Origin of the sequence: Paenibacillus turpanensis (assembly GCF_011421635.1) — a bacterium.
Classification (GTDB): Bacteria; Bacillota; Bacilli; order Paenibacillales; family YIM-B00363; genus Paenibacillus_AK; species Paenibacillus_AK turpanensis.
Genome location: NZ_WTLI01000046.1, coordinates 1 through 5518, shown reverse-complemented (window position 1 = coordinate 5518; position 5518 = coordinate 1). Strand labels below are relative to the sequence as shown.

The 5518-nt window shown below is 43.4% G+C and carries 7 protein-coding genes; 6 read left to right on the top strand and 1 reads right to left on the bottom strand.

Translation table 11 applies throughout. The features are described from left to right. Positions 1 to 230 precede the first annotated feature (230 nt). The 3 genes from GQS10_RS22615 to GQS10_RS22605 are packed head-to-tail and all read left to right on the top strand — an operon-like array spanning position 231 to position 2266. Positions 231 to 671 carry a flavodoxin gene (locus tag GQS10_RS22615; RefSeq protein WP_166246550.1) on the top strand — a complete coding sequence of 147 codons (441 nt, stop codon included), beginning with the start codon at positions 231 to 233 and terminating at the stop codon, positions 669 to 671. A 3-nt stretch (positions 672 to 674) separates the two neighbouring features. Next, positions 675 to 1445 (top strand): hypothetical protein, encoded by a 771-nt coding sequence (locus GQS10_RS22610; protein ID WP_166246548.1) that lies wholly within the window; start codon positions 675 to 677, stop codon positions 1443 to 1445. Then, the gene (locus GQS10_RS22605; RefSeq protein WP_166246546.1) at positions 1409 to 2266 is read left to right on the top strand and encodes a hypothetical protein; all 858 of its coding nucleotides are present in this window, start codon (positions 1409 to 1411) and stop codon (positions 2264 to 2266) included. Before GQS10_RS22610 ends, GQS10_RS22605 begins: the two co-directional genes overlap by 37 nt. Positions 2267 to 2325: 59 nt before the next feature. Here the strand turns inward: GQS10_RS22605 and GQS10_RS22600 are convergent, their stop codons facing one another. Next, positions 2326 to 2592 (bottom strand): MerR family transcriptional regulator, encoded by a 267-nt coding sequence (locus tag GQS10_RS22600; protein WP_166246544.1) that lies wholly within the window; start codon positions 2590 to 2592, stop codon positions 2326 to 2328. A 173-nt stretch (positions 2593 to 2765) separates the two neighbouring features. Between GQS10_RS22600 and GQS10_RS22595 the strand changes: the two genes are divergently transcribed. The 3 genes from GQS10_RS22595 to tatA are packed head-to-tail and all read left to right on the top strand — an operon-like array spanning position 2766 to position 5194. Next, entirely contained in the window at positions 2766 to 4367 is a 1602-nt protein-coding gene (locus GQS10_RS22595; protein ID WP_166246542.1) for a flavin monoamine oxidase family protein, read from the top strand. A gap of 11 nt (positions 4368 to 4378) precedes the next feature. Beyond that, complete coding sequence (locus GQS10_RS22590) at positions 4379 to 4933, top strand: RidA family protein (RefSeq protein WP_166246540.1); 555 nt, start codon at positions 4379 to 4381, stop codon at positions 4931 to 4933. Positions 4934 to 4948: 15 nt separating this feature from the next. Beyond that, entirely contained in the window at positions 4949 to 5194 is a 246-nt protein-coding gene (gene tatA, locus GQS10_RS22585) for a twin-arginine translocase TatA/TatE family subunit (protein ID WP_166246538.1), read from the top strand. Positions 5195 to 5518: the final 324 nt, after the last annotated feature.

Sequence of the window (5518 nt, the reverse complement as noted above, 5' to 3'; positions counted from 1 at the left end):
GCAGGGTCCCGGAAGAGTAGGACGCCGCCAAGCCAATTAAAAAACAAGCACATTGATCAATGGATCAGTGTGCTTGTTTTTTTGTATTGCTGAGCCTATAGCAAATCTTCATAGAAATCTTATCAACTACCTGTGAATAGAAGAAAATAGTTGACAATGATAATGAGAACCATTATCATTAATTATATAAAAATGATAATCATTATCAACCAGGAGGGAATTTATTTATTATGGCTACTATTCTTATGGTTTACGCAAGCATGACTGGAAATACCGAGGACATGGCGGACGCGATCGCGGATGGCGTACGTGATGCTGGAATAGATATCACGGTTAAATCCGTTGTTGATACAAATGCAAGTGAATTAACCGAGTATGATGGTATTTTGTTTGGTGCGTATACCTGGGGTGACGGTGAGCTTCCGGACGAATTCCTTGATTTTTATGAAGAGATGGACGATGTAAATCTTCAGGGTAAAAAAGCAGCGGTTTTTGGATCATGTGATTCTAGTTATTCGCAGGTGGGTGCGGCTGTCGACATTTTGATTGAAAAGTCAAAGGAAATCGGTGCTGAAGTAACGCTGGAAGGTTTGAAGATCGAACTATCACCGTCTGCAGATGAAAAAGAAACCTGCCGTGACTTCGGAAAGAAGTTCGCTCAATCGTTGTAATCCATGATGGTAACAAAAAATACAGACGAACCATGTGAGCCGCATTTTCTCGAAAGCTTATCCTTTAAAGATTACGAAGTTGAGGATTGGCTGCGTAGCCCTACCGATTATTGCAATAAATACATCCGGGGCAACAAAAACAAAAACTGCCGGCTTACTTGGAAGCAAAGGGTTCAATACATTGTTAATCATGCTTTAAATGATGTGTATACTATCGAACCTGAAATGCGCACACGAGAACATATTTACGATTGTTTTCTTCGCAGATGGAATTTGAAGCCTAATATGTTTCCGACCTATTTTCTTTATCAAAAAGTACTATCTGAGGTGAGCAGTCAATTTATAACCTGGATCGAAAATATGCGAGATCTTGAAACGCCTATTGTTCTTTTTGAATCATTCACGACATCGATTTTCAATCAGAGTGTGCAGCTCTCCATGATCTTTCAAATGATCGAGTGTACGAAAACATCCTATAACGTTAGAAAAGTATTCGTAGATGAGGAACGAAACGTTATCGATGGATACTTACATATGACTGCAGTGTTTTGTCACAAGGCTTTCGGTAAGCTTCCTGATACAATTGAAACGACAAATCTTCTCACGGGAGAAAAGAGAGAACTCCGAATCTCCGATGATTATGAGCTGAAAGAGGCTCAAAACAAGGTTTATGTGATGTTACAAAGTATGGAGCGGCTTCGATCGCAAAACAAAGAGCATGTGAAGGAGGTGTCACAGTGGGATTGTTATTCGACGCCGTTCAGCATGCATTAACCATTAGCAGTATTGACCGGTTTGAAACGATGTCCATTCGTGTTTCTTCCTTAGCTTGCTTGGATGGTGAACACCTTATTGCCGCTACCTTTGGCCAAGGGATTTATATTCAATCGGACGTGGAGAAATGGGAGCGTATGGATGCAGGGCTTCCAAGTCAAGCGATTGTTTACCGTTTGCATGTAATCGAACAAAACCTGCTCGCCTCTACCGACCAAGGTTTATATTATTGGAACGATAAGGAATGGGAAAATGCCGGCTTGCGTTTTTCCTGTCATCGTGTGGCGAAAAGCTGCTGCTCCTTATTAGCGGCTACGGATCAAGGGCTGGCTGTACTGCATGGAAACCATCAATGGAAGTGCATCGCATTCGAAGGTAAGCATGTTTACGATATGGTGAGTACACCGAATTATTTGTTTGTTGCATTTGAAAAGGGTGTTGCTTACTACGATGTATTGACTGGGGATTGGTACGATTATCAATTGACCAAGGCTGTTACGAGTCTAGTTCTTTATCAAGATTATATTCTCGGGATCACAACAGACGGCTGCTTGATACAGAGCGATCGCAGAGGTGGCTTTCAAGCGGTCCGCTTTGAAGGGAAATGCTTCTATCAACTGTTCCGTTTTGGGAATCAATTGCTTGCCTGTTCCAATCAAGGATTATACCGAGTTGAATTGAGGAGTAGTGGTTTTCAGCTTCAGCTGATGGGAATTAGCTGTCCGGTAACGGATGTAATTGAATACAAAGATCGGATGATTGCGGCGACCATGCATTACGGATTGCTTAGCCTGCCAAATCCGCAAGGCACTCTTTTATAGAGTGCTTTTTTTATGAAATAAAGTAGGCAGTGCCGAGTGGCACTGCCTTATTTGCTTGCTCAGGTTGATGTAAGACCTCTATAAGAAGCAGCCATGTTCTTTTTTTGAAGCTGACGTATTTCAAAGGTTTGTAGACCGTCTTCCATGTGCTCGGAAATCTGAATTAACTTTTCGATGTCGGAAAACGAGTATTTTCTTGTCCCGCCCTTTGTTCGCTCTGGAAAAATCAGCTTGCGCTGCTCGTAGTATCGAATCTGTCGGATGGAAAGCCCTGTGAGTTCACTGACGAGCCCGATAGTAATCACCTTTTTATCCTGGTACGTCATTTCAACACTCCTATCCGTTTCCTTTCCAATATTACGGAATATTTATGTAATATTATATTACACATAAAATAGAAAATGAAAATTATTTGTTAGATTTTATAACATATTTACTTCTGTTGATGCAAAGACGTGATAGCATTGGATTGTAACTAGTAGGAAAAGGAGTTGGAGAAATGGAAGAGCGTGGATCTGCTGGTTTATCAAGAAGAGACTTTTTGATTAAGGTCGGTAAGGTGGGCGGTGGCACAGCAGTTTTTGCGGCAATGAGCAGCCTGGGGCTTCTGGGCATGCCATCTAAAGCAAGCGCATTGTTTGAACCGCCTTCGGGCGGGGATCTGTCGCTCACCAAACGTAATGGCAAAAAAGTAGTTATCCTTGGAGCCGGTTTAGCCGGGATGACGGCTGCATATGAGCTCATGAAGGGTGGATACGATTGTGTTGTGTTAGAGGCCCAAAGTCGGCCCGGCGGCCGGAATTATACGATTCGCAGAGGCGATTCGCTGACTGAGGCAGGGGGAGTCAAGCAGGTATGCCGGTTTGATGAGGGGCAATATTTTAATCCGGGGCCTGCAAGAATCCCTCAGCATCATATTACTATGGATTATTGTAAAGAGCTGGGGGTTGCTCTTGAGATATTCGGTAACGTAAATGAGGCAGCTTATTATTATAACGAAAATGTTGGGGGATTGTCCGGTAAAAAAATCGTAAAACGCAGTGCCAAGGCGGATTTACGCGGATATACTCATGAGTTGCTGGCAAAGGCAATCAATCAAGATGTTCTGGACTTACCCCTTTCGCCAATGGACAAAGAAAAATTAGTGCAATATTTAAAACGCGAAGGGGATCTTGATCCTGACCTGTTTTATAAAGGCTCCAGCCGCAGGGGTTATAAGGATTGGCCAGGCGGCGGTATGGATCCGGGTGTGCAGGATGAGCCTTACGATTTGCAGGCGATTATACAGTCCGGATTCGGCAATAACTTTAGTTCCGAATATTCAATCGATCAGCAGATGCTGATGTTTCAGCCGGTAGGCGGTATGGATGCTATCGGCAAGGCGATGGCTGCTAAGCTCGGTAAGGTAATTCAATATAGCATTGAAGTGAAAGAAATTCGGCAAACGGGCGAAGGAGTGCGTATTGTCGGTAAAAACACGAAAACGGGGGAAATGGTGGAGGAGACAGGCGACTTTTGTGTTTGCGCGATACCGTTGTCTGTTTTAAAGAGTATTCCTGCCGACTTCTCAGCTCCAATGGCTGAGGCCATTTCAAAAATCTCTTATGCGGCCACCGGTAAAATCGGATTCCAGTTTAAGCGCCGCTTCTGGGAAGAGGATGAAAATATTTTTAGTGGAATGACACAAACCAATATGGATATAACTCAAATTTGGTATCCGTCTTACGGATACTTGAGTGAAAAAGGTGTTGTAGTAGGTTATTACAATTTCGGGGATCAAGCAGTGAAGCTGGGAAATATGGGCCTACTTGAAAGAGAACATTATGCTTTAGCCGAAGGGGCTAAGGTACATAGCCAATATTATAAAGAGTTTGAAACTTCATTCTCAATTGCTTGGCATAAGGTTCCGTATCATCTTGGGGGCTGGGCAAGCTACACGGCCGACGATAGAAAGACGTATTATCCTAAGCTGAACGAGCCGGATGGGCGGATTTATTTAGCAGGTGAGCATATGAGCTACTTGACAGGGTGGATGGCGGGTGCGTTTGAATCGGCTCGGCTCGTCGTGGATCAAATTCATCACCGTGTTATGAAACAATAGGGGGAGTGTTTATGAAAAAAAATCATCGGAAAGTTATATTTATTGCATCTGTGGTGCTTGCACTTTCTATTGTATCCATAACGGCTTATGGGGCCGATGTCGTAACACCGAATAAATATCCTGCAAAACCTATCGATGAAGTTGAGTTTTACGGAAATCCGGCTTCTTCCATTGCTTCGGGGGTGGCGGTCCCTGCAGATAGTGCATACCTGTTTACAAGTGGTACGGTTCCGCCCTTGCTGAACAAGGATGGGAAGACCGTGTATGAACGGTATGGTGATACTAAAACTCAATCGATCGGGATTTTGAAACGAATTGAAGCGGATTTAAAAGAAAAGGGATTAACTTTGTCCGATGTAATCTATCTACGAGTATACTTAGTTGCTGATCCGGCTAAGGAAAACAAAGTGGACTATCAAGGATGGTTTGACGCCTACGGACAATTCTTTGGGACGGAAAGTAATCCGACGAAGACGGCCCGCTCGACAATGGCTGTGGCTGGGTTAGTTAGTTCGGATTGGCTTGTTGAAATTGAGGCTGTTGCGGTTTATCCAAAAAAAGAATAGAAGGGGTGGTATGATATGTTGCAAAATTTGGGGATCCCTGGTCTTATTTTAATTTTAATCATTGCCCTTATTATTTTCGGTCCGTCTAAGCTTCCGGAAATCGGCCGTGCCTTCGGCAGGACGCTCAAAGAATTTAAACAATCGACCCGTGAATTAGTTGAAGATACCGGGACTGCGGTGGAAACGCCGCGGGATGCGGGTTCTATAAAATCGGCGGAAACCGTTGTTTCATTGGACGGGAAAAGAGAAGCGGTTCGTTAGCCAGCGCTTATGAATTGGGAGAAGCCTGTGGGGGCTTCTCTTTTTTGTGCGGTGCGAGGTATATTTATGAGGCATCATGTAAAAAATGAATACAACTCCGCTGTGGAATTTTTTTCGTGTTGCACATTTGTATTGCGGATGGTATATTGTTATTCCGCCCCAAGAGGCGCGGTAAGATGAAACGGATTTGGGAAGTGCAAAACCGATCCAAATCAAAATTGTTTTGCCTCATATTGTTTTACAACTAGTGAATGTGGTTGGGGTAAAAATTTCCGGTTGCTAGTTTGAAACAAGCGTGATAAGATGTAATTCCTGTCGCCGAGA